Source organism: Paraburkholderia caledonica, from assembly GCF_000383275.1.
Lineage (GTDB): Bacteria > Pseudomonadota > Gammaproteobacteria > Burkholderiales > Burkholderiaceae > Paraburkholderia > Paraburkholderia caledonica.
The window spans coordinates 476,806-499,458 of record NZ_KB911037.1 but is presented as its reverse complement, the minus strand read 5'-3'; the positions used below and the strand labels follow the sequence as shown (position 1 = coordinate 499,458).

At 62.4% G+C, this 22,653-nt stretch carries 19 protein-coding genes; 12 read left to right on the top strand and 7 right to left on the bottom strand.

What is annotated here, in order from left to right; all coding sequences use genetic code 11:
* Positions 1-2: 2 nt before the first annotated feature.
* Together H281_RS0114930 and H281_RS0114925 are read left to right on the top strand one after the other, a co-directional pair.
* A complete protein-coding gene (locus H281_RS0114930; RefSeq protein WP_020067928.1) occupies positions 3-482 on the top strand; it encodes a nuclear transport factor 2 family protein in 480 nt (159 codons plus the stop codon).
* Between the two features lie 56 nt (positions 483-538).
* Entirely contained in the window at positions 539-1,435 is an 897-nt protein-coding gene (locus H281_RS0114925) for a 2OG-Fe(II) oxygenase (RefSeq protein WP_020067927.1), read from the top strand.
* Between the two features lie 42 nt (positions 1,436-1,477).
* Here H281_RS0114925 and H281_RS0114920 read toward each other — a convergent pair whose 3' ends face one another.
* The 3 genes from H281_RS0114920 to H281_RS0114910 all read right to left on the bottom strand — a co-directional run bounded on the left by H281_RS0114920 (position 1,478) and on the right by H281_RS0114910 (position 4,680).
* Positions 1,478-1,858 (bottom strand): GNAT family N-acetyltransferase, encoded by a 381-nt coding sequence (locus H281_RS0114920; protein ID WP_042319052.1) that lies wholly within the window; start codon positions 1,856-1,858, stop codon positions 1,478-1,480.
* 84 nt (positions 1,859-1,942) lie between these two features.
* Positions 1,943-3,382 (bottom strand): MFS transporter, encoded by a 1,440-nt coding sequence (locus tag H281_RS0114915; protein ID WP_020067925.1) that lies wholly within the window; start codon positions 3,380-3,382, stop codon positions 1,943-1,945.
* 416 nt (positions 3,383-3,798) lie between these two features.
* The gene (locus H281_RS0114910) at positions 3,799-4,680 is read right to left on the bottom strand and encodes an isocitrate lyase/PEP mutase family protein (RefSeq protein ID WP_020067924.1); all 882 of its coding nucleotides are present in this window, start codon (positions 4,678-4,680) and stop codon (positions 3,799-3,801) included.
* A gap of 216 nt (positions 4,681-4,896) precedes the next feature.
* Here H281_RS0114910 and prpR point away from each other — a divergent pair, with 216 nt between their 5' ends.
* The 3 genes from prpR (at position 4,897) to ahpF (ending at position 9,340) form a co-directional block, all read left to right on the top strand.
* Complete coding sequence (gene prpR, locus H281_RS0114905; RefSeq protein WP_020067923.1) at positions 4,897-6,897, top strand: propionate catabolism operon regulatory protein PrpR; 2,001 nt, start codon at positions 4,897-4,899, stop codon at positions 6,895-6,897.
* 123 nt (positions 6,898-7,020) lie between these two features.
* Entirely contained in the window at positions 7,021-7,584 is a 564-nt protein-coding gene (gene ahpC / locus H281_RS0114900) for an alkyl hydroperoxide reductase subunit C (RefSeq protein WP_020067922.1), read from the top strand.
* Between the two features lie 163 nt (positions 7,585-7,747).
* Positions 7,748-9,340, top strand: coding sequence for an alkyl hydroperoxide reductase subunit F (ahpF, locus tag H281_RS0114895; protein ID WP_020067921.1), 1,593 nt, complete (start codon positions 7,748-7,750; stop codon positions 9,338-9,340).
* A gap of 185 nt (positions 9,341-9,525) precedes the next feature.
* Here the strand turns inward: ahpF and H281_RS0114890 are convergent, their stop codons facing one another.
* On the bottom strand, positions 9,526-10,251 hold the full coding sequence (locus H281_RS0114890; protein ID WP_020067920.1) for a pirin family protein: 726 nt from the start codon (positions 10,249-10,251) through the stop codon (positions 9,526-9,528).
* 179 nt (positions 10,252-10,430) lie between these two features.
* Between H281_RS0114890 and H281_RS0114885 the strand changes: the two genes are divergently transcribed.
* Positions 10,431-11,321, top strand: coding sequence for a LysR family transcriptional regulator (locus H281_RS0114885; protein ID WP_020067919.1), 891 nt, complete (start codon positions 10,431-10,433; stop codon positions 11,319-11,321).
* A 62-nt stretch (positions 11,322-11,383) separates the two neighbouring features.
* Here the strand turns inward: H281_RS0114885 and H281_RS0114880 are convergent, their stop codons facing one another.
* Positions 11,384-12,400 carry a 1-aminocyclopropane-1-carboxylate deaminase gene (locus H281_RS0114880; RefSeq protein ID WP_020067918.1) on the bottom strand — a complete coding sequence of 339 codons (1,017 nt, stop codon included), beginning with the start codon at positions 12,398-12,400 and terminating at the stop codon, positions 11,384-11,386.
* 160 nt (positions 12,401-12,560) lie between these two features.
* On the opposite strand from H281_RS0114880, the gene H281_RS0114875 reads away from it, so the two are divergent.
* Positions 12,561-13,088 carry an Lrp/AsnC family transcriptional regulator gene (locus H281_RS0114875; protein ID WP_020067917.1) on the top strand — a complete coding sequence of 176 codons (528 nt, stop codon included), beginning with the start codon at positions 12,561-12,563 and terminating at the stop codon, positions 13,086-13,088.
* A gap of 168 nt (positions 13,089-13,256) precedes the next feature.
* Positions 13,257-14,000 (top strand): peptide-methionine (S)-S-oxide reductase MsrA, encoded by a 744-nt coding sequence (msrA, locus tag H281_RS0114870; protein WP_020067916.1) that lies wholly within the window; start codon positions 13,257-13,259, stop codon positions 13,998-14,000.
* Between the two features lie 275 nt (positions 14,001-14,275).
* Here the strand turns inward: msrA and H281_RS36850 are convergent, their stop codons facing one another.
* A complete protein-coding gene (locus tag H281_RS36850; protein ID WP_164701877.1) occupies positions 14,276-14,512 on the bottom strand; it encodes a hypothetical protein in 237 nt (78 codons plus the stop codon).
* On the opposite strand from H281_RS36850, the gene H281_RS0114865 reads away from it, so the two are divergent.
* Positions 14,433-15,329 (top strand): MipA/OmpV family protein, encoded by an 897-nt coding sequence (locus H281_RS0114865; protein ID WP_027804615.1) that lies wholly within the window; start codon positions 14,433-14,435, stop codon positions 15,327-15,329. The two genes, H281_RS36850 and H281_RS0114865, sit on opposite strands and share 80 nt — an antisense overlap.
* Positions 15,330-15,366: 37 nt before the next feature.
* On the opposite strand, the gene treF is transcribed toward H281_RS0114865, so the two are convergent.
* The gene (gene treF / locus H281_RS0114860; RefSeq protein WP_241077885.1) at positions 15,367-17,115 is read right to left on the bottom strand and encodes an alpha,alpha-trehalase TreF; all 1,749 of its coding nucleotides are present in this window, start codon (positions 17,113-17,115) and stop codon (positions 15,367-15,369) included.
* 389 nt (positions 17,116-17,504) lie between these two features.
* Here treF and H281_RS0114855 point away from each other — a divergent pair, with 389 nt between their 5' ends.
* The 3 genes from H281_RS0114855 to H281_RS0114845 are packed head-to-tail and all read left to right on the top strand — an operon-like array spanning position 17,505 to position 22,645.
* Positions 17,505-21,128 carry a response regulator gene (locus tag H281_RS0114855; protein ID WP_020067913.1) on the top strand — a complete coding sequence of 1,208 codons (3,624 nt, stop codon included), beginning with the start codon at positions 17,505-17,507 and terminating at the stop codon, positions 21,126-21,128.
* Between the two features lie 34 nt (positions 21,129-21,162).
* On the top strand, positions 21,163-22,008 hold the full coding sequence (locus H281_RS0114850) for a CheR family methyltransferase (protein ID WP_020067912.1): 846 nt from the start codon (positions 21,163-21,165) through the stop codon (positions 22,006-22,008).
* Positions 22,009-22,015: 7 nt separating this feature from the next.
* On the top strand, positions 22,016-22,645 hold the full coding sequence (locus H281_RS0114845) for a chemotaxis protein CheB (protein ID WP_020067911.1): 630 nt from the start codon (positions 22,016-22,018) through the stop codon (positions 22,643-22,645).
* The last annotated feature ends 8 nt before the right edge of the window (positions 22,646-22,653 follow it).

Below are 22,653 nucleotides of genomic sequence, written 5' to 3'. Positions count from 1 at the left end.
CAATGAGCCACTCCAATATTCAACTGATCGAGCGCTTCTACACCGCGTTCCAGCGGCGCGACGCCGACACCATGATCGCCTGCTACGCCGACGACGTCGTTTTCAGCGACCCCGCATTCGGTGAACTGCACGGCGACGAAGTGCGCGACATGTGGCGCATGCTCGTCACGCGCGCGCAGGATTTTTCGCTGACATTCGACAGCATCGAAGCCGACGAACATAGCGGCCGCGCGCATTGGACCGCTGGCTACGTGTTTAGCCAGACGGGCCGGCCGGTGGTCAACCAGATCGATGCGCGCTTTGCATTCCGCGATGGGCTGATCGTCGAGCATCGCGACAGTTTCGATTTGTGGGCGTGGATGCGTCAGGCGCTGGGCGCGCGAGGCGCGCTGCTCGGTTGGTCGCCGCTCGTGCATCGCTCGATCCGGTCGCGGGCGAGAAGAGGGCTTGCACTCTATCGGCGCCAGGACCATAACACCTGAGCGCGTGGGTTGGGGCCGATGCAGTATCCTTGTTTCATCGATTAGCGGGGACACGTATGCCGGTAGTGGATGCCGCGTGGCACGAATGGCTGCGCACGAACGCAGCGCGTGGCTGCACGATCGACTCGATGATCGAGGCCATGACGCAAGCCGGTTTTGCCGCCGAGGCAGCCGGCGAAGCGGTGCGCGCCGCCTTTGGTCCAAGTACGGCGAGCGAGACGAGCGCGCCCACGGCGGCCGCCTCAGCGGCGGGTGGTACCGAAGCGGCGTTGCCGCAAAAGACGCCACACACATACCGGTACGACGACGCGCCGGTCGCGCAGGGTAATACGATCCACGCCCATGACCGGGACGTGCAGGTATTGGCGCGCTGCGAGCGGCCGCAGGTGATCGTGTTCGCGAACGTGCTGTCCGTGCAGGAGTGCAGCGAGATGATCGAGCGTTCGCGGCATCGGTTGAAACGATCGACCACCGTCAATCCCGCGACCGGTCAGGAAGACGTGATCCGCAACCGCACGAGTGAGGGCATCTGGTATCAACGCGGCGAAGACCCGTTGATCGAAAGGTTGGAACAGCGCATTGCGAGCCTGATGAACTGGCCGGTCGAGAACGGCGAAGGTCTGCAGGTTCTGCACTATGGCCCTACCGGCGAATACCGGCCGCATTACGACTATTTCCCGCCCGATCAACCGGGCAGCGCGGTCCATACGGCGCGCGGCGGCCAGCGCGTGGCGACGCTCGTCATCTATCTGAATGACGTGCCTGAAGGCGGCGAAACGATCTTCCCTGAAGCGGGCTTGTCGGTGGCGGCGAACCGGGGCGGTGCCGTGTATTTCCGCTTCATGAACGGTCAGCGCCAACTCGATCCGCTGACCTTGCACGGCGGCGCACCGGTGCTTGCCGGCGAAAAGTGGATCGTGACCAAGTGGGTGCGTGAGCGCGCGTACGTCTGATCTCAATATCTGGGCGCGCGTTGGCGCATTCGAACTTCGTGCTCAGGTGCTGCCGTAGACGTCCGGGTCGTGTACTTCCATGAACAGCGCCGGGTTCGACAAAGCCTTGAACCCGTGTGGCCGATACACGTGGTGCGCGTCTGTCGTTGCCAGCATGATTCTCCTCAAACCCTGCAGCGACTCGCTCGCGAAAAGTTGCGTGAGCAACGCGTGTGCGTATCCGTTGCCGCGATACTCGGGCAGCACGAACACATCGCACAGGTACGCGAAAGTCGCGTGATCCGTGACCACGCGCGCAAACGCGACCTGCTTGCCCCCGACATAGCCGCCAAAACACAGCGACCCGGCAATCGCGCGTTCGAGCGTTTCGCGGGGCATGCCTTTCGCCCACGGCGTTTCTTGCGACAGAAACGCGTGCACCATTGCGACGTCGAGCTTGTCCTTGTCGCTGGAAACTTCAAGTTCGCTCAGTTCATTAGGGGTCGCCACGCCGTCTCCTGAAATCTGTTAACCCTTGGCCGGGCCTTCCGCGCCGCGCGAACCGCCGCCGATGCTCTGGCCCGCATCGCGTGAAAGACCCATGTAGCCGATCACCGACACGAGCGTCAACACGCCCGCAAGTAAAAACGCGAGGCGGAAATCGTCGAGCGTGAACACGCGGCCCGTCGTCTCGCCGTTGAAGAACGCCGCGGCCCGCAGTGAAACCGCGCCGAACGCAATGCCGAGGCCGATGGTCATCTGAGCCGCTGCGCTCCATAGCGTGCTGGCCGCGCTCATTTGCGGCTGCGCGACGTCGGCGTAGGCCAGTGTGGCGAGTGTCGAAAACTGCATCGAGCGCGCTACGCCGTACACGAACACGACGATCAGCACGAGCGCAAGCGGAACGTCCGGCGTCAGCAACCCGCACGCAATGATGAAAATGCCGGCCACCGTCACATCGACAATCGACACCATGCGAAAGCCGAAACGTTGCAGGATTCGCGTGGTCAGCGCCTTCATGCCGAGATTGCCGAGCGCGCTGGCGAGCAGCAGCAGCCCGGACTTGAACGCCGACAAGCCGAAGCCGACCTGGAACAGCAGCGGCATCAGATAAGGTACCGCGCCGATGCCAATGCGCGTGAATGAGCCCGTTATGACCGTCACCGAAAACGTGGGGATTTTCAGCGTGGAAACGTCGATCAACGGATGCGGATGCCGCTTGGCATGCTGGAACGCGACGGCACCCACCACCAGGCCCAGGACGATGATCGCCCCACCGATCCACGGGTTCTCGGCGGGCTGGCTTGCCAGTTCCGCGCCGTACAGAATCGCAGTGAGCGCGGTGCCGCTCAGCAGCAAACCGACGACGTCGAGCGGCTTGCGTTCGCTGCCGCGCAGGTTGGGCACCAACGCGAGCGCCACGGCCATGGCCGCGAGACCGAACGGCACATTGAGCAGGAAAATCCAGCGCCACGACGCATAAGTGGTAATGAAGCCGCCGACTGGCGGGCCGATTACCGGCGCGGCGATTGCGGGCCACGTTATCGTTGAAATGGCCTGCATCATGCGGCTTTTCTCGGTGCTGCGAACCACGATCAGCCGGCCGACCGGCACCATCATCGCGCCTCCGATGCCTTGCAGCAAACGCGCGGCGGTGAATTCTGCGACGTTCTGCGACAGCCCGCACAGCACCGAGGCGACCGTGAACACGCCGATCGCGCTGAAGAACACGGTGCGCGAGCCGCAGCGGTCGGCGACCCAGCCGCTCGCCGGGATGAAAATCGCCAGCGCCAGCATGTAGGCCGTCATGCCGAGACTGATGCTGTTGGGCCCGACGCCGAACGAGTGCGCCATCTGCGGCAGCGCGGTTGCGATCACCGTGGTGTCGAGGTATTCCATGAAAAACGTCGCCGCGACGATATACGGCAACCAGCCGGCATGCTTCAGAGGCGTGCTGCTTGCGTTCATTGCATGGCCCCCGGCAGCGTGCGCGTGTGTACGTCGCGAAGGCCGCGAGCGCATGGGCGAATTCCACGCGAAATACGCAATGCTATGCACTTCATGTTTTTGACTTTCTCTCGAATACGTGTTTTCGCCGTCCCTGCAAAGCGGACGAGCGACAGGAACGGGGCCGGGGGAACGCGTCGGTCATGCTGCTAGCAGAATGACTTGCACTGGACGCGTGCCGCGGTGATATATCGCCGGCTCTGAATCCTATCGCAATCGGGGGCGCTGCATAGGTGATGCGTGGCACAGACCAATGCGTCCAGTCCAAACAGCGCGCCGACTCGTGCTGACTTGTGCTGACTCATGTATGACTCATGCCGAGCACGTCGCGTGCCGTGCCCGGCCGTCAGCAAACACGTTTCGATGCGACCCGCGGTTCAGTCCTTCGCCGCGTATTCGCGGTCCAGCCGGTCATACAACGGCTTGTTCACGAGACGCTGGCGCTCGCTGAACGGAGCGACGAGCGTCGCGTCCTCGTCGAGGCGGCCGTTGCTCTTCAGGCTGCCGAGCGCGCGTTGCATGCCGAGCACCGCACCTTGCAAGGCGGCGTTCGCGTACAGCACGATGCCGTAGCCGAGCTTCGCGAGCGCTTCACGTGACTGCACCGGTGTCTTGCCGCCGATCACGATGTTGATCAGCTGCGGCTTGTCGAACAGCGACGGCAAACGCTCGATGTCCGCCAGCGACTCCGTTGCTTCGATGAAGAGAATGTCGGCGCCCGCCTCGATAAAGCGATGACCGCGCTCGATCGCGTCTTCGATACCGTGGACTGCCGCGGCGTCGGTGCGCGCCATGATCTGCAGATTCCCGTCCTCGCGAGCGTCGACCGCCGCGCGGATCTTGCCTGCCATTTCGCTGGCGCCGATCACTTCCTTGCCGGAAAAGTGCCCGCACTTCTTCGGCATCACCTGGTCTTCGAACTGGATCACGTCGGCTCCGCTGCGCTCCAGCACGCGCACGGTCTGGCGTACGTTCAACGCGTTGCCAAAGCCGGTGTCCGCGTCGACGATCAGCGGTAGCGCAACCGCATCGCGAATTCGCGCGGTGTGCTCGGCGACCTCTGCAAGACCAATGAAGCCGAGGTCGGGCAAGCCGAGCGACATGTTGGTGACGCCCGCGCCGGTGATGTAGATCGCCTCGAAACCGGCGTCCTCGATAACGCGAGCGCTCATCGCGTTGAACGCGCCTGGCACGAGCAGGCCCTGGCGTTCGTTGACCTTGGCGCGGAAGGCGGCGCGGCGCGCGGCGGAAGTTGTCATGACGGGTGTCTCCGGAGGGAAAGCTCAGTAAGGGTGGCCTCGAAAAGGCAGAAAGTATGCCAACGAGTCGGCGCTGACAAGTAACGTCGTGAAATCAATCGCTTAGTGAAGCGAGGCTCGCAGTCGGCGTTTCGTGGCAGAATGGTTGACTGTTCCATGAAACGTTTCCTGAAACGATCGTGGAACGTTTCAACCGCCTCTTCTGGAGCGTTTCACATGTCGACCTTTGCGCCGTCTCTCGTCAACGCAGATTCGGGCCGCCCGGGGATTGCACTGGTAAGTATCAGCCGCCTCGAATCGCTTTGCGAGACGATTGCACCGCGCTACGCCGGCCGTGCGAGATTTTTCTCGATTCGCGAAGGCTATGGCTCGGCTGTCACCGCGCTGCAGGCGTACGTCGACGTGGGCTCCGTCGACGTCGTGCTCGCGGCGGGCTCGAACGGTGCGTATTTGCGCGACCACCTGAGCGTGCCTGTCGTCATGGTCAAGGTGAACGGCTTCGACGTCCTGAGCGCGATCACCCGCGCCACCACCGTTTGGCCCAACGAGCCGATCGGGCTCGTGCTGCACGAAACGATCTCGCATGAACTGGCCGATCTCAGCGGCTGGCTGAGCGTCGGCCTGAAACAGCGCGCCTACCGCTCGGTCGATGAGGTCAGAACCGCAGTGAGGGATCTCGCCGCCGAAGGCTGCCGCGTAATCATCGGACCGGGCATGGCTTGCGATCTCGCGCAGCAGGAGGGTCTGGAGAGCGTGTTCCTGTACTCGCTTGGCGCCGTCGAGGAAGCGTTCGAGCGCTCGGTCGAACTCGCGCGCGTGAGCCGCCAGAAGGAGTCGAAGCGCGTGCGCCTGAACACGATCGTCGCGCATCTGCGCGACGGCGTGGCCGCCTTCGACGACGCAGGCCGGCTCGAAGCCGTCAACCCCGCGATGCTCGAGCTACTGGGCCTCGACCGTGACCGGGACGTTTCGGCGCAACTCGCGCGGACGGTCGGCCCGTGGCTGCGCAAGGCGCTGCAAGGCGACGGCGCGCTCGACGAGCGCATCGAGCAGATCGGCGAGCGCTCGCTGATCGTCAATTGTGTGCCGATAGTCGAGCAGGGCGCGCGCTCGGGCGTCGTCGTGACGGGGCAGGACGCGCTGGTCGCGCAGCGGATCGACCGGTCGTTGCGCACCAGTCAGCGGCCGAGGCATCTGGTTGCGCGGCATCGGCTGGACGATCTGATCGGCGAATCGGCGGCGCTCGAACGCGTGCGCCGGCTCGCGCGCGCCGGCGCGGCGCACGATGTCACCGTCTTATTGACCGGCGAAAGCGGCACCGGCAAGGAACTGGTCGCGCAGGGCATCCACAATGCAAGCCCGCGGCGCGGCAATCCGTTCGTCGCGTTCAATTGCGCGGCGCTTCCCGAGGGGCTGATCGAAAGCGAACTGTTCGGTCACGAGGAAGGCGCGTTCACCGGCGCGCGGCGCGGCGGCAAGCCCGGCCTGTTTGAAATGGCTCACACCGGCACTATTTTTCTCGATGAAATCGGCGAAATGCCGCCCGCGCTGCAAAGCCGGCTGCTGCGCGTGCTCCAGGAACGCGAGGTGATGAAGCTCGGCTCGGGCCGCGCGACACCCGTCGACGTGCGGGTGATAGCCGCCACGCACCGCGACCTGCACGCGCTCGTCGACGAGGGCGGGTTTCGCGCGGATCTGTATTTTCGTCTGAATCTGCTTCAGATAGAATTGCCGCCGCTGCGTGAGCGGCGCGCCGACGTCGCTTTGCTGGCGCGGCACTTGTTAAGCCGTGATGCGCTCCAATATGGATTGTCTGAAGCGGCAAGCGACCGGGTTCTGCAGTTTCTGACGCCGCTCTTCGAGCGCTACGCGTGGCCGGGCAACGTGCGGGAACTGGAAAATCTGCTGGCGCGCGCAGCGATCTATCTCGGCGATGCAGCGAGTGAGCAGCGCGTCGATCCTGATGGCAACGTTCAGCGCGACCTGTTGGCGCTGTTTCCCGAATTCAGCCGTATGGAGCAAGCGGGCGGCAACGGGAGGCTTGTTAGAATTTCCGCAGACGCCGCCACGCCCGGCGCCGCCCGCGCCGCGCCGAGCCGCGACGACGCACTGGAAGCACTGGCACGCTGCGGCGGCAACCGTGCAGCGGCAAGCCGGGCGCTGGGCATCGGCCGCACTACGCTGTGGCGGCTGCTTAAAGCGGATGGCGCGCGATAGCCGACGGGGCCGGATCAGATAGCACAAATCTATCAATATAATTAAAACAATCCACTTTACCTATTAAGCGCCGTCTGACATACTGACTCCACTTTCCAACCACTCAGAAAGAGGACTCAGTAAATGCCGATCATCAATAGTCAAGTCAAACCGTTCAAGGCACAGGCTTATCACAACGGCGATTTCGTGACCGTCACTGAAGAAAGCCTGAAGGGCAAGTGGTCGGTTTTCGTTTTCTATCCGGCCGACTTCACGTTCGTTTGCCCGACCGAACTGGGTGACCTGGCCGATCGCTACGCCGATTTCCAGAAGCTCGGCGTTGAAATCTACAGCGTGTCGACCGACACGCACTTCACGCACAAGGCATGGCACGACACGTCGGACACGATCCAGAAGATCAAGTATCCGATGATCGCTGACCCGACCCTCGCGATCTCGCGCAATTTCGACGTGCTGATCGAAGAAGAAGGTCTGGCGCTGCGCGGCACGTTCGTGATCAACCCGGAAGGCGAGATCAAGCTGTGCGAAGTCCATGACAACGGCATCGGCCGTGACGCTGGCGAACTGCTGCGCAAGGTGCAAGCTGCGCAATACATCGCAGCACATCCGGGTGAAGTCTGCCCCGCCAAGTGGACGCCGGGCGCTGAAACGCTGACCCCGTCGCTCGACCTGATCGGCAAGATCTAAGGTTCGGCAGCTTCAAAGCCTCAGGCAGTACTAGCGCCTTAGCGGCGCATCGGCGTGCGGGCCGCTTCTTACAGCGGTTCGCGCGTCCCCGGTTCGCCTGTGTCCTATCGGACACAGGCGGGGCCGGGAACCCAACACCCCATCGTCACGGAATCGAATAGCCATGCTTGATGCCAATCTCAAGACTCAGTTGAAAACGTACCTCGAAAAGGTTAGCAGGCCTATCGAGATCGTCGCCTCGCTCGACGACAGCGCGAAATCGCAAGAGCTGCTGGCATTGCTGAACGATATCGCGACGTTGTCGGAACGTGTCACCGTGATCGAACGTCGCGGCGACAGCGAACGCAAGCCGTCGTTTTCGATCGGCGAGCCCGGCAAGGACATCGGCATCCGCTTCGCGGGCATTCCGATGGGGCATGAATTCACGTCGCTCGTCCTCGCATTGCTGCAGGTCGGCGGCCATCCGGTCAAACTCGATGACGCGGTGATCGAACAGATCCGCAGTCTCGACGGCGACTATCAGTTCGAAACGTATTTCTCGCTGTCGTGCCAGAACTGCCCGGAAGTCGTGCAGGCGCTGAACGTCATGGCGCTCATCAACCCGCGCATTCGCCACGTGGCGATCGACGGCGCGCTGTTCCAGAACGAAGTCGACGCACGCCAGATCATGGCCGTGCCGACCATGTTTCTCAATGGCGAAGTGTTCGGCCAGGGTCGTAGCGGCGTGAAGGAAATTCTCGCAAAGCTCGATACCAACGCCGGTGCACGTGCCGCGAAGGAACTTGAAAATAAGCCGGTGTTCGACACGCTCATCGTCGGCGGCGGTCCCGCTGGCGCGGCTGCCGCGATTTATTCGGCGCGCAAGGGAATTGCGACCGGCGTCGTCGCGGAACGCTTCGGCGGTCAGGTACTCGACACGCTGGCGATCGAGAACTTCGTCTCCGTCACGGAAACCGAAGGGCCGAAGTTCGCTACGGCGCTCGAACAGCACGTGAAAACGTATGAAGTCGACATCATGGACGTGCAGCGCGCCGAAGCGCTGATTCCCGGCCGCATCAACGAAGTGCGCCTCGCAAACGGCGCGGTGCTGAAGGCCAAAACGATCATTCTGGCCACGGGCGCCCGCTGGCGCGAAATCAACGTGCCGGGCGAGCGCGAGTACCGCAATCACGGCGTGGCGTATTGCCCGCACTGCGACGGTCCGCTCTTCAAGGGCAAGCGTGTCGCGGTGATCGGCGGCGGCAACTCGGGCGTGGAAGCGGCAATCGACCTCGCGGGTATCGTGCGTGAAGTCACGCTGTTCGAATTCGGCGCGACGCTGCGTGCCGACGAAGTGCTGCAGCGCAAGTTGCGCAGCCTCGCCAACGTGACCATCGTCACGCAGGCGCAGACTACCGAAATCACCGGCGACGGCAAGAAGGTCAACGGTCTCGTCTACAAGGACCTGCGTTCGGGCGAAGTGAAGAACGTCGAACTGGAAGGCGTATTCGTGCAGATCGGTCTGGTGCCGAACACCGAGTGGCTGAAGGGCACGGTGGAGTTGTCGAAGCACGGCGAGATTGTCGTCGACGCACGCGGTGCGACGTCGGTGCCGGGCGTGTTCGCGGCCGGCGACGTGACCACGGTGCCGTTCAAGCAGATCGTGATTGCAGTCGGCGAGGGCGCGAAAGCATCGCTCTCCGCGTTCGATCACCTGATCCGCAACAGCGAAGAAACGGAAACCGTTAGCGAAGTCGAAGCCGAAGCTGCGGTTTGACGATAAGATTTAGCTGGTAATGAAAGACGGCGGCCCGCGGGCCGCCGTTCTTATTTGTGGACGCGGATGTGTACTGGACATCCCGCCAGACTGCGCTGACAGCCAGCGCCAACGCGAAAAAAAAGCCGCCCGGTTGTGAAACCGGGCGGCTCTTGCTCAAGCGTAAGCCTGTGAAGACGAACGGCTTAGCCCCACAAGTCCGACACTTCGTTATCGCGCAGGTCGAACACCAGTACTTCTGCGTCGCGGCCTTGGGTGAAGGTCAGTGCTTCTTCGCCGCGCACACGGGCGCCGTCGCCTTCACCGAGTTCCACGCCGTTCACAGTGACGCTGCCGCGCGCCACATGGACGTATGCATAACGGTTGCTCGCCAGTTGCAGCTGCGCCGTTTCGTCGCCGTTGAAGAGTCCGGCATAGACGCGTGCGTCCTGTTGCAACACCAGCGAACCGCTCGCGCCGTCCGGCGACAGAACGAGGCGCAGCACACCGCGCTTGTCGTCCGCGCTGAAGTGCTGCTGCTGATAGCGTGGCTCGGTTCCCTTTTTCGCCGGCGCTATCCAGATCTGCAGGAAGTGCACCGGCTCGCTCTTCGAATGGTTGTATTCGCTGTGCGCCACGCCGGTTCCTGCGCTCATCAACTGGACGTCGCCGGGCACGATCACCGAGCCGGTTCCCATGGTGTCCTTATGCTCGAGCGCGCCTTCCAGCACGTACGAGAAAATTTCCATATCGCGATGCGGGTGCTTGCCGAAGCCTTGAGCCGGCGCGACACGGTCGTCGTTGATCACGAGCAGATCGGAGAAGCCGTTTTGCTTCGGATCGTGATAGTTCGCGAACGAAAACGTATGACGCGAGCTGAGCCAGCCGTGTTCCGCGCGGCCGCGTTGATTGGCGTGTCTGATTTCAAGCATCTCTTTCTCCTGTCGACCAGAGGTTGCGCGACGCGCATGTTCTGGGTCCATGCAACTTTCGTTGCGGGCGATCCGGGCAACTGCTTGTCCGTGATCCATGAACGACAGTTTAGGTCAACTTGAACGGCTTTAATCGGGCTAAAATCAGAAACACCGTCTCATATCAGTGGACAATGACAATGCAACTCGATGACATGCGGATCTTCGTCGCTGCGGTCGACGCTCATAACTTCACCGCTGCCGCCAAGCGCCTGTCGCTGTCGAAGCAGTTCGTCAGCCGCCGGGTTATGGCGCTCGAAGAAGCGCTCGGCGTGCCGCTCCTCGTGCGCAACACGCGCAAGCTGGCCGTGACAGAACTGGGACAGGAGTTCTACGAGCGCGCCAGACGCATTCTGGGCGAGGTGGAGGAAGCGGAGCAGGCCATGTCGCTGCGGCGAGCCGGGCCGCGTGGGCTGCTGAGGGTGAGCGCGCCGATGTCGTTCGGCATGATGCATCTGTCGCCGCTCGTCGCCGACTTCCTGCGCGAGCATGGCGACGTGCGCTTCGACATGGAGTTGAGCGACCGCACCGTCGACGTGGTCGGTGAGGGGTTCGACATGGCGGTGCGAATCGGCGTGCTGCCTGACTCCACGCTCATCGCGCAAAAACTGGTGGATGTGAATCTCGTCGCGTGTTGCAGCCCGGGCTATCTGCGCCGTCGCGGCGCGCCCGCTACGCCTGCCGACCTCGCGCGCCATTCATGTCTGCTCTACGGACACGGCGGCGTGGTGACGTGGGATTTTGCAGTAGATGGCGCGTTGAAGGGCTTCGAAGTACACGGGCCGCTGCGCGCCAACAATGGCGACCTGATCCGCGATGCGGCGGTAGCCGGCCTCGGAATAGTTCGGCTTCCTGATTTTATTGTCGCCGGCGCGCTGCGAAGCGGCCAGCTCGTCACCGTGCTCGATGACTTCCTGCCGAGCGCGACGGGTGTCTATGCCGTCTACCCGCAGCATCGGCAAAGCTCGCTGACCATTCGTGCTTTCGTCGACTTTCTGCACAAACATCTGAAAAAGCGTCTTGCAGCGTAGCGACCGGCGGCAACGGCCCCACGTTCGAAAACGGACGCGGGCCGCTGCATGTCTCGCGATGATCAGCCGTCGCGGAAGATAAAGCTATAGCCGTTCAGGGCAGGCACGCCGCCGAGATGCGCATAGAGCACGCGCGAGCCCTCGGGAAATTCGCCATTGCGCACCATGTCGATCATTCCGTGCATCGACTTGCCTTCGTACACCGGGTCGGTGAGCACGCCTTCCAGACGGGCGCACAGGCGGATCGCCTCTAGCGTGCCGTCGTTCGGCAGGCCGTATTCGGGGCCGCCGAAGCGTTCGTCGAGCACGACGTCGTTAGCCGTGATATCTCGGCCGAGGCCCACTTTCTCCGCGGTGCGACTCGCGATTCGCGTGATCTGCTCGCGGGTCTGCGCCGGTTTCGCCGACGCGTCGATGCCGATCACGCGATCTGCGCGGCCGTCGGCGGCGAAACCCACCACCATGCCTGCCTGTGTGCTGCCCGTCACCGAGCACACCACGATGTAGTCGAACTTGAAGCCGAGTTCCGCCTCCTGCTGGCGCACTTCTTCGGCGAAACCGACAAAGCCGAGACCGCCCAGCGGATGGTCGGAGCAGCCTGCCGGAATCGCGTATGGCTTGCCGCCGGCGGCGCGCACGCTTTCGAGCGCGTCTTCCCAGCTCTTACGAAAGCCAATGTCGAAGCCGTCCGGCACGAGGCGCACGTCCGCGCCCAAGATGCGCGACATCTGAATGTTGCCGACGCGGTCGTACACGGCGTCCGAATAGTTGACCCAGTTTTCCTGCACGAGTACGCACTTCATGCCGAGATGCGCGGCCACTGCCGCGACCTGGCGCGTCTGGTTCGACTGGATGCCGCCGATCGACACGAGCGTATCGCAGCCTTGCGCGAGTGCTTCGGGAATCAGATATTCGAGCTTGCGCGTCTTGTTGCCGCCGAACGCGAAGCCGCTGTTGCAGTCCTCGCGCTTGGCATAGAGATGCACCTTGCCGCCCAGATGATCGCTCAGCCGCTTGAGCGGCTGGATGGGTGTTGGCCCGAAGGTGAGCGGATAGCGGGGAAATCGTTGCAAGTTCATGGTATCTCCGGTGTCGGTTGGTTCGGCGCGGTGCGTGGCAACCGCGGTCAACACATGGTAGGAAAAACGCCGGGAAATGAGCTTGCGAATAAAATCGTGCAAGCAAAATTTTGGTAATGTAACAATGAGATAGGCCTATCGAAATTGTGCACGGAAGCAAATGAACAAAACTAAAGTTCGCGGCCTTGCCGCAACCCGCGCCACGGCAACTGCGGAAGCCGATCCGCTGCAATCGCTCGATCGCATCGACCGGGCGATCCTGCGTCACTTGCAAACGGACGCGTCGATCTCGAACGTCGCGCTGGCTGCGAAGGTGAAACTGAGCGCGCCGGCTTGCTTGCGGCGAGTCGAGCGGCTCAAGGAATCGGGATTGATTCGCGGCGTTGTCGCGTTGATCGACCCGAAGGCGGCGGGCGCCGGCATGCTCGTCATCATCGGCGTGGTGCTCGATCGCTCAACGCCCGAATCGTTCGCCGAGTTCGAGAGAGCCGCGCAGAAGGTGGCCGGTTGCATGGAGTGCCACGTCGTGACCGGCGAATTCGATTACTTCATGACGATTCGCACGCGCGACAGCGACAGCTTCAACCGTCTTCACGCGGAACAGCTGCTTTATTTGCCGGGCGTGCGGCAAATTCGCTCGTTTATGGTGCTCAAGGAGATCTTGTCGACCACCCGATTCCCGCTCTGACGCCCGTGCCATCAGGCACGAAGCCGCAAACGGGCGCATGCTGTCGGGGTGCATGTCATTAACGCGCCGCATGTGCGACTAACACTGTGGACACTCGGGTCATACGCAATCCGCGCCGGCAAGAGTGAACCGCGTGCCTTTGCGAAGGCGGAATCAGGACAGGACATCATGAACATGGACAAACATATCGACCGCAAGAGCGTCCGCTCCCGTGCGGCCAGACTTTCACTCTCCGTTGGTTTCGGTGCGCTCGCGCTGCTGCTTGCACAACGAATGGCGTTTTCATCCGAGGGCGCAGTGGCCATCGCGCCCCCCGCGCTCGATGAGCCGGTCGCCGCGGCCACGGCTCACGAAGAAACCGCCGTGTTCGCAGGCGGCTGCTTCTGGGGCGTGCAAGGCGTATTTCAGCATGTGCGGGGCGTAAAGCAGGCCGTGTCGGGCTATTCGGGCGGCCAGCGCGACACCGCCAACTATGAAACGGTGAGCGGCGGCGCGACCGGGCACGCGGAATCCGTGCAGGTCACGTTCGACCCCACTCAGGTCACCTACGGCCAGTTGTTGCAGGTGTATTTCTCGGTGATTCACGACCCGACGCAACTCGATCGCCAGGGGCCCGACAGCGGCACGCAGTATCGCTCGGCGGTGTTTCCGCTGAACGATATGCAGCGGCGCGTCGCACAGGGCTACATCGCGCAGCTCCAGAAGGCGCATGCATTCGCAGCGCCAATCGTGACGAAGGCGGAGCCGTTCAAAGGCTTCTACCCCGCGGAGTTCTATCACCAGAACTATCTGACGCAGCATCCGAACTCGGGGTACATCGCGCTATATGACATGCCGAAGGTGGCCAATCTGAAACGTATGTTCCCCAATCTGTATCGCGACACGCCAGTGCTGGTTCAGGCAGCGCAATAGAAACGCCGGAAGCGCTGAAGTCGTGCTTATTGTGCGCGTGTAGGAGCGCCGCCCCTGAGCGGCGCTTTTCTATTACAAGGCTTTCTGCCGACGATCGCCGCCGCGTTCGGCAGCCATCGACCGTGACCCGCCAAGCACCGTCTGCAAGGCAATGGAGGCATGCTTCAATCGCTTGGGCCCATATCTTGCACTAGCTCGTCCGTCGGCAAAACTTTCGCATGGTCTGTTATGACGAATACGTGGGCAGGAAGCTTGTTCCTCCTATCGGCAGACCTTCAATTTGCGCGTTTTGCCGTGCAATGCGTGTCGGTTGCTGAAAAACTTACATGCTGCGCGTAGCAACGCGGCGGTCGGCCCGACTCTTGTGCTGCGCGGGTGAGCCGGGCCGGAAAAGATAAACCCTCTTCGCGATACGCGAGATTGGAGGCATTGGTGTTGAACAGCCGTAGAAAGCGGATCGGCAAGGTCCGCAATAAACAAACAGGCATCGCGGCTACTTCCATGGTGGCCATGACTATTGGCGGCTTTGCCGCGCTACCGGGGGTTGCGTCTGCGCAGACGCCTTCGCCGTTGGGCGAGTGGCAATACTCGGTCGGTATTCCGCTGCAAAAGATGTGGCAGCCGAACATTCCCGACTGGCAGGTGCGCGTTGGCGCCGCTACGTCTTTCCAGCCGCGCTACGAAGGCTCGGAGCGGTATCACCTGATGGCGGGTCCCAGCATCGACGTCCGCTATAAAGACCTGTTCTTCCTGTCGAGCGGCGAAGGTTTCGGGGCGAACTTCGCACAAGGCGAGAACTGGCGTGCAAGCCTCGCCGTGGTGTACGACCTCGGTCGTCGCGCTCACGACGATCCGCAGGAACTGAACGGTCTCGGCAACATCAATCCGGCGCCGGGTTTGAAGCTCTCGGGCGAATACGTTGTATCGAGAGACTTTCCGCTCGTGCTGCGCGCAGCCGTGCGCCGCTATTTCGGAGGCTCAAACGGGTGGATCGGCGATCTCGGAGCGTATATGCCAATGCCGGGCAGTTCGAAGAAATTCTTCTGGTTCGCCGGCCCCAACGTGACGCTCGCGGACTCCACTTATATGAACAGCTGGTTCGGCGTGAACCAGAACCAGGCCGCCCATTCCAAATTCCCTCAGTACCACGCGAGTGCGGGTTTCAAGTCGGTCGGCTTCGGCGTTAGTGCTGTATGGCTGTTCGACAAGCACTGGTTTGCTACCGCCGACGGCGCGTTCCAGCAACTCGTCGGCAGTGCCGGGAATAGCCCGATCACGCACCGCAAGGCCAATGGCGTTGCGGACGTCTCGATCAACTACCGGTTCTGAGCGAAGCGCAACCGTGGCGGTTGCGCAACCGTCACGGTTACGGATTCACGCGCGTGCCCTGCAGCCGGTGCGTGTTTTTGGACGCGGCAGCGGCGGACGCTGCCGCTGCCGATACGCCCGCCGGACCGGCTGGAATATCGCTTGGGCGTGAAGTGCCCGCGGCTTGCGGATAAAGCGCGAGCAGTGTGCGCAACACGCCGTTTGTCCAGCCGAAGCCGTCCTGCAACGGATACTCGCCGCCGCCCGCGGACACGCCGGGCGACGCTGCATCCACATCGTATTTTTCGACGAGCTTGCCCGTGTGCTGATAGTACGAGACGTTGGTTTTGATCCAGCGCGTCGCGATGGTTTGCGCGAGCGCCGGTTCGCTATAGCGACGCAGCCCGATCACCGCGAGGTATTGCAACGGCGCCCAGCCATTTGGCGCGTCCCATTGCTGACCGGTCGCGACCCTGGTGGTAGCAAGGCCGCCGGGGCGCAACAGCTCGCGCTGCAACGTCGCGGCGACGGCCTTCGCCTGCTGACGGCTCGCAACCCCCGTGTACAGCGGATAAACAGTGGCCGCGGTCAGCCTGTGCGTGAGCGTGCGATGTACGAAGTCATAGTCGCCGAATGCCTGCAATTGCGGGTCCCACAGCACACGTCGAATCGTGTCGGCTCGTGTGGCGGCGCGCTGCGACATGTTCTCCGCATGCGTGACGTCGCCGCGCACGCGGTACGCCTTCGCGAGTGCGCGTTCGAGATCGACGATCAGGCAATTCAGGTCGATCGGCGCGAGCGACGTCACATCGACCGTGGCAAGCGTCTTGCCGTCGGCAAACCAGCGCGAGCTGAAATCCCAACCCGTTTCGCCGCCTGCGCGCAGGTTGCGCCACAGATCGTCCGCGTTGCGTTGCGGCGTTTGCTGCGAGGTCGCAATGTCTTCACGATACGACTCGTCGCGCGGCGCCGCGCGTTCGTCCCAATAGCGGTTGAGGAGCGAGCCGTCCGCGAGGCGCACCACGTGCCGGTTCGCGTGACCCGCGGGCAGCCCCTCGCTGCCGTCCATCCAGTAAGCGTATTCGCGTTGCAGTTCCGGCAGGTATTGCGCGTAGACGGCGTCGCCGTCTTTCTCGGCCACGAGCCGCACCATCTGCGCGAAGAACGGCGGTTGCGAGCGGCTCAGGTAGTAAGTGCGATTGCCGTTCGGTATGTGGCCATAGCGATTGATCAGCGTCGCAAAGTTCTTCAGTTCGTCGACGACCCACGCATGGTGTCCGCTTGCTTCCAGACCCAGCATGATGAAGTACGAGTCCCAGTAGTAAATCTCGTCGAAGCGGTCGCCCGGAACGATGTAGGCATCGGGCAGCGGCAGCAGCGACGACCACGGACTCGCCGCGGCATCCGGCTCACGGCGCAGCACGTTCCACAGCGTATCGATATGACTCACCACGTCCTCGTTCGGATCGGACACATAGCTCTTCGACATACGAACGGGCAGCGTGAAATTGCGCTTCACGAAGTCGCCGAGGTTAAAACCCGGTTGCTGCCTGGCGGTTTCGTACGCCGCGGCAATTTGCGCCGGCGGCGCGAGCGGCACCATGTCGGCGAAGGTCTTGCTGTCGGGATAGAGGTGAGCCAGTTGCACGTCCCGGTAGAGGTCGGGGTATTGCTCGGAGGGCGGCACCGGTACCACCGGCGACGCCTGCACGGGGGGCTCGACGTGCAATGCGACACGCGTGATGCCGCTTGCTTGCGGCGCTGCATCGGCAGCCGGGGCTGCAGCCGCGATCGACGCATGCAACATGAGCGCGGCGGCGAGCGCGGCCACATGGGCAGCCACAGGCGTGGTACCAAGCCAGGCGCCAGGCCGCGCGACATGCAGGGTCAGCGCGCGACGCAGATGGAGACGGGCAACAGCGGCGAAAGCGTGAACTGTCATCGGCAGGAGAAAGGACGTCGAAGCATGAATGGGTCAAAGAGGTGGACAGGGTTCGCATCATTGACCGCGCGCGCCCCGGCAAAGTTGCGTGTATCTGCTCGGCCTTGTCCAGCAAGGCGGAGCGCGGTGGCGCACGCAAAATGCAAAGTCCGTCCTGTATGATTATGCGGCTGTGTAAGAACCCGAAAACACCACGCGGAAAACCCGAAAAATATTCCGGATCGCAATGATCCGTTTTGCTGAATATAGAAAAAATGACCGCATCTCAGGTTGTCGACGAACGTTACTTTCGCGGCATCGTCCGCCGCAACATCGCCTTACCTCTCTTTGTCGGCCTGATCACGATAGCCGTGTTTGTCGGGCTCATCGGATACCTGGTTTCCACCACGAATTGGGCTGAGCATTCCGAGCGCGTGGTCGGCAAGGCCAACGAAATGTTGCGGCTCGCCGTCGATCGTGAATCGTCGATGCGCGGCTTTCTGATCACCGGAAACGAAAGTTTCCTCGCGCAGTACGAAAACGGCGGACCGCAGTTCAAGGCGCAAATGGAAGACCTGCAGCGCCTCGTTGCCGATAATCCGCCGCAAGTCGAGAAGCTCAGGCAGATTCAGGCAATTCAGGACCGCTGGACTCGCTTCGCCGAAAGCATGATCGATGCGCGCCGCAGAATGCAGGACGTCACGAGTGCCGTGGCGAGCGGGCGCGGCAAGATGGAATTCGACGAGACTCGAAAGGAGTTCAACGATTTTCTCGAAGTCGAATTGCGCTTGCGTCAGGAGCGCAGCGAGGCATCGCGCCGCGTCACCGGGATACTGGTCAGCGTGTTCCTGATCTTCAGCATCGGCGTGAACGGTCTGCTTGCATGGATGGGCCGGCGCGAACTGCTCAACCTGGCGGGGACCTACGACAAAGCGATACGCCAGCAAGCCGAACAGACGGAAGCGCTGGAAAAGCAGGTCTGGTTGCGCTCCGGTCAACGCATGCTGGCCGAGCGAGTGGTTGGCGCGGCCACGCCGCAACTCGTCGGCCGTGCAATGCTCGACTGCCTTGCGCAGTACATGGAGGCTGCCGTCGGCGCCGTTTATGTGCGCGACAAGCGGCACGGCACGTTGCGCCGCATCGCGACTTACGGCTTTAGCCGCGAGGGCGAGCAGGCCACCGGGCGCGATCTCAGCGAGGCCGACACGCTGGTCGGCGAAGCCGCACTTTCGCGCCGTATGGTCGTGATGCGCGATGTGCCGGAAAACTATGTGCAAGTCGTTTCTGCAACCGGCAAAGCTTCGCCGAAGAACCTGATCATCATGCCGATCAGGAGCGAAGGCGAAGTCAACGGCGTCGTGGAACTGGGCTTTATCCGCGCACTTGCGCCGCGTGACGAAGAGTTCATCGAACTCGTCAGCGACAGCATGGGCGATTTCATCGAAGCGGCGCTGTATCGCGAGCGACTGCAAGATGCGCTGATCGAAACGCAGCAGTTGAACGAGGAGCTTCAGGTTCAGCAGGAGGAATTGCGCGTTTCGAACGAAGGGCTCGAAGAGCGCGGCCGCGCGCTGCTCGAATCGCAAACGCGCCTGGAAGCGCAGCAGGCCGAGCTCGAACAGACCAACGTGCAACTCGAAGAGTATGCGCAGCGCCTCGAGCGGCAGAAAGCGGATCTGCTGCGCGCGCAGGACGACCTTGCGGCAAACGCCGAGCGCCTCGAGCAATCGAGCCGCTACAAATCCGAGTTCCTCGCCAACATGTCGCACGAGTTGCGCACGCCGCTGAACAGTTCGCTGATTCTCGCGAAGTTGCTGCAACAGAACCGCAGCGGCAATCTGACTGAGGAGCAGGTGCGCTATGCGGAAACCATCCACGCATCCAATAGCGACCTGCTGGTGCTGATCAACGACATCCTCGATCTGTCGAAGGTCGAGGCGGGGCAGGTGACTGTCGAACTCGAAACCGTGTCGCTCGACGCAACGCTGCAATCGCTCAAAGAGATGTTCAAGCCGATGGCGGATGCGAAGCACCTGAGCCTCGCGTTCGACCGCTCGCCGGGTGTGCCGGATACGTTCATCGGCGACGGCCAGCGTGTCACGCAGATATTGCGCAATCTGCTGTCCAACGCGGTGAAGTTCACCCAGCGCGGCGAGGTTGCGCTATCGGTCGCACCTGCGGACGGCGACATGCTGCGTATCGATGTGCGCGATTCCGGCATCGGCATCGCGGCCGACAAGCTGGAGATGATTTTCGAAGCGTTCCAGCAAGCTGACGGATCCACCAGTCGTCAGTACGGCGGCAGCGGACTCGGCCTGTCCATTTCGCGGGAATTTGCGCGGCTGATGGGCGGCCGGATCACCGTTGTCAGCGAAGTGGGCAAGGGTAGCGTCTTCACGCTGTGGTTGCCGCTCGACGCGCGCGCAGCGTTGGCGGCCGACGGCGAGAACACAGCCGCCGCGGCTGGTACGGCTACGGCAACCGCCGCGGCGCAGGGTCGGGCGGCAGGCAACGCAGAGACCGCCGGTGACACGCGGGGCGAGCCGCTGCTTGCTGCTACGTCATGGAGCGGCGGTGCGTCGACAGTCATTACTCCGGCCAACGGATTGATGACAGAAGCGCGTCACAACGGAGCAAGCGTGGCGTATGCGGGCGATGCGGGGAGCGCGCCGGATACAGCCGCGGCGTCGATTGCCGACGACCGCAACAACCGCACGCGTGCGGGCCGTCTGATCGTCGCGGTGGAAGACGACCTCGCGTTCGCCGAAATCCTTCGCGATCTCGTGCATGAACTCGACTTCGACTTCGTGCATGCGAGCAGCGCGGCGAGCGGTCTCGCTCTCGTGCGCGACATGCGCCCTGCGGCGGTGCTGCTCGACGTGGGCTTGCCGGATCGTTCGGGCCTCACCGTGCTCGAATGGCTGAAGAACGATCCGCTCACGCGTCATATTCCAATCCACATCGTGTCTGCCACCGACCACGCGGACAAGGCGCTGCATCTCGGCGCAATCGGCTATACGCTCAAGCCGACGGCGCGCTCCACGATGGAAGCCGCGATCCGCCGGCTCGAAGCGCGCTTGCAGCAGCACCTCAAACGCGTACTGGTGATCGAAGACGACGCAGCGATGCGCGAAAGCATCCGCGCGTTGCTGCAAAGTGAAAACACCGAGATCGTGGCGGTCGCCACGTTGGCCGAAGCGCTCGAACACATCGAAACTTTCTCGTTCGATTGCGTGGTAACCGATCTCGCGCTGCCCGACGGCACCGGCTACGATCTGCTGGAACGCCTGGCCGGAAACGCCGAGCATGCGTCATTGCCGGTGATCGTCTACACGGGGCGAATGCTCTCCGATGAAGACGAACACCGCCTGCGCCGCTATTCGAAATCCATCATTATCAAAGGCGCAAAGTCGCCTGAACGCCTGCTCGACGAAGTGACGCTGTTCCTGCACAGCGTGGAGTCGTCGCTCGCGCCGGAGCAGCAGCGCATGCTGCGCACCGTGCGGCAACGCGACAACGCCTTCGAAGGCCGCACAATCCTGCTTGCCGAAGACGACGTGCGCAACATCTTCGCGCTCTCGCATGTGATCGAGCCGCTCGGTGCGAAGTTGCAGATTGCGCGCAATGGCCGCGAAGCGCTCGAAGCGCTGGAAAACGGCCCCGAAGTGCATCTCATACTGATGGACATCATGATGCCGGAGATGGACGGTCTAACCGCAATGGGCGAGATTCGGCGCAATCCGCGCTTTGCGCATCTGCCGATCATCGCGTTGACGGCAAAGGCGATGGCGAACGATCGCCTGCGTTGTCTCGAAGCGGGCGCCGACGACTACGTGTCCAAGCCGATCGACGTGGACAAGCTCGTTGCGCTCTGCCGTGTCTGGCTGCGCCAACGCTAACAGCTGAGACAACGGTCCAGACACGGAAAAAGCAATGAGCCAGTTCGAACTAGACGCACGGCAACGCATGAGCGATTTCGACATAGAGTTGAAATTGCTGCTGGAGGCTATCTACCTCAAATACCAGCACGATTTCCGTCACTACGCGATGTCGTCGCTGCGTCGCCGTCTGTCTCAGGCACTGGATGAATTTGGACTGAGCACGCTGTCGCAATTGCAGGACCGCATCATGCGCGATAGCGACCAGTTTTCGCGGCTGTTCCAGTACCTCACTGTGCAGGTCAGCGATATGTTTCGCGATCCTGCGTATTTTCTCGCGCTGCGCGAGCACGTGTTGCCGCGCCTTCGCACGTATCCGTCCATCAAGGTGTGGGTGGCCGGTTGCAGCACCGGCGAGGAGTTGTGGTCGCTAAAAATTCTTTTCGACGAAGAGGGCTTGACCGAGCGCACGCTGTTCTATGCAACCGATATCAGCCCGGACGCGCTCGCGCGCGCCGAGGCCGGGATCTACGCGCTGGATCGCGTTCAAGGCTTCACGCAGAATTACCTCGCGGCCGGCGGCAAGCGCTCGCTGTCGGACTATTATCACGCGGCCTATAACGGTGCGCGCTTTGCCGGTTCGCTTAAAGGCCGCGTGGTGTTCGCCGACCATAGCCTCTCGACCGACGAGGTCTTTCTCGAAGCGCATCTCGTGTCGTGCCGCAACGTGCTGATCTATTTCGATCGCGGTTTGCAGGACCGCGCGTTGGGACTCTTCGAGAATGCGCTGGTACGGCGCGGTTTTCTCGGCCTGGGCAGCAAGGAGACGCTGCGTTTTTCAAGCCATTACGAAGCCTTCGACGAGTTTCGTCCGGGCGAGCGTATTTACCAGAAACGCTGACACCACCGTGATCCCACGCACATCGATCCAGTCGCCCGAAGACGCTCCGCGAGGCGCGCGAAATGGGCGCACCTGCGAGCTCGTCCTGATCGGCGGCTCGGCAGGCGGCATGGAAGTCCTCAACCTGCTGCTTGCCTCGCTGCCAGCGAGCTTTGCGCCCGCCGTGATGGTCGTCATGCATCTGCCGCCCGATCCGCCGAGCTATCTCGTTCACGCGTTGGCGCACCGCTGCCTGCTTCCCGTGGTCGAGCCCGACGCGGGCGAACAGATCATGCCGGGCCGCGTGCATGTAGCACCGCCCGGCTATCACATGCTGGTGGAAGTGGACCGGACAGTTGCACTGTCAACAGACGCAGCAGTGCGCTTCTCCCGGCCTTCCATCGACGTGTTGTTCGAGTCCGCGGCGAGCGTCTATCGCGATCAATTGCTGGCCATGCTGCTCTCCGGCGCCAACGACGACGGCGCGCGCGGTCTGCAGCGAGTGCGCGCGTTCGGCGGCCTTACGTGGGTGCAGGCACCGGACACCGCCACTTCGCCGGAAATGCCGCGTACCGCAATTGAACGCGGTGCGGCCGATTACATCTTCTCTCCCGAAACAATGGCACGGCAGCTTGCAGCTCTGCCGGCCTCTCTCTGACCCGATGC

Excerpts from the sequence above, each read along its gene's own strand:
- H281_RS0114855 (WP_020067913.1), top strand. The coding sequence starts at position 17,505 with ATGACCGCATCTCAGGTTGTCGACGAACGTTACTTTCGCGGCATCGTC.
- H281_RS36850 (WP_164701877.1), bottom strand. The coding sequence starts at position 14,512 with ATGGCCACCATGGAAGTAGCCGCGATGCCTGTTTGTTTATTGCGGACC.
- H281_RS0114930 (WP_020067928.1), top strand. The coding sequence starts at position 3 with ATGAGCCACTCCAATATTCAACTGATCGAGCGCTTCTACACCGCGTTC.
- H281_RS0114925 (WP_020067927.1), top strand. The coding sequence starts at position 539 with ATGCCGGTAGTGGATGCCGCGTGGCACGAATGGCTGCGCACGAACGCA.
- H281_RS0114920 (WP_042319052.1), bottom strand. The coding sequence starts at position 1,858 with ATGGTGCACGCGTTTCTGTCGCAAGAAACGCCGTGGGCGAAAGGCATG.
- H281_RS0114880 (WP_020067918.1), bottom strand. The coding sequence starts at position 12,400 with ATGAACTTGCAACGATTTCCCCGCTATCCGCTCACCTTCGGGCCAACA.
- prpR (WP_020067923.1), top strand. The coding sequence starts at position 4,897 with ATGTCGACCTTTGCGCCGTCTCTCGTCAACGCAGATTCGGGCCGCCCG.
- ahpC (WP_020067922.1), top strand. The coding sequence starts at position 7,021 with ATGCCGATCATCAATAGTCAAGTCAAACCGTTCAAGGCACAGGCTTAT.
- H281_RS0114875 (WP_020067917.1), top strand. The coding sequence starts at position 12,561 with ATGAACAAAACTAAAGTTCGCGGCCTTGCCGCAACCCGCGCCACGGCA.
- H281_RS0114885 (WP_020067919.1), top strand. The coding sequence starts at position 10,431 with ATGCAACTCGATGACATGCGGATCTTCGTCGCTGCGGTCGACGCTCAT.
- msrA (WP_020067916.1), top strand. The coding sequence starts at position 13,257 with ATGAACATGGACAAACATATCGACCGCAAGAGCGTCCGCTCCCGTGCG.
- ahpF (WP_020067921.1), top strand. The coding sequence starts at position 7,748 with ATGCTTGATGCCAATCTCAAGACTCAGTTGAAAACGTACCTCGAAAAG.
- H281_RS0114910 (WP_020067924.1), bottom strand. The coding sequence starts at position 4,680 with ATGACAACTTCCGCCGCGCGCCGCGCCGCCTTCCGCGCCAAGGTCAAC.
- H281_RS0114850 (WP_020067912.1), top strand. The coding sequence starts at position 21,163 with ATGAGCCAGTTCGAACTAGACGCACGGCAACGCATGAGCGATTTCGAC.
- H281_RS0114915 (WP_020067925.1), bottom strand. The coding sequence starts at position 3,382 with ATGAACGCAAGCAGCACGCCTCTGAAGCATGCCGGCTGGTTGCCGTAT.
- H281_RS0114890 (WP_020067920.1), bottom strand. The coding sequence starts at position 10,251 with ATGCTTGAAATCAGACACGCCAATCAACGCGGCCGCGCGGAACACGGC.
- treF (WP_241077885.1), bottom strand. The coding sequence starts at position 17,115 with ATGTTGCATGCGTCGATCGCGGCTGCAGCCCCGGCTGCCGATGCAGCG.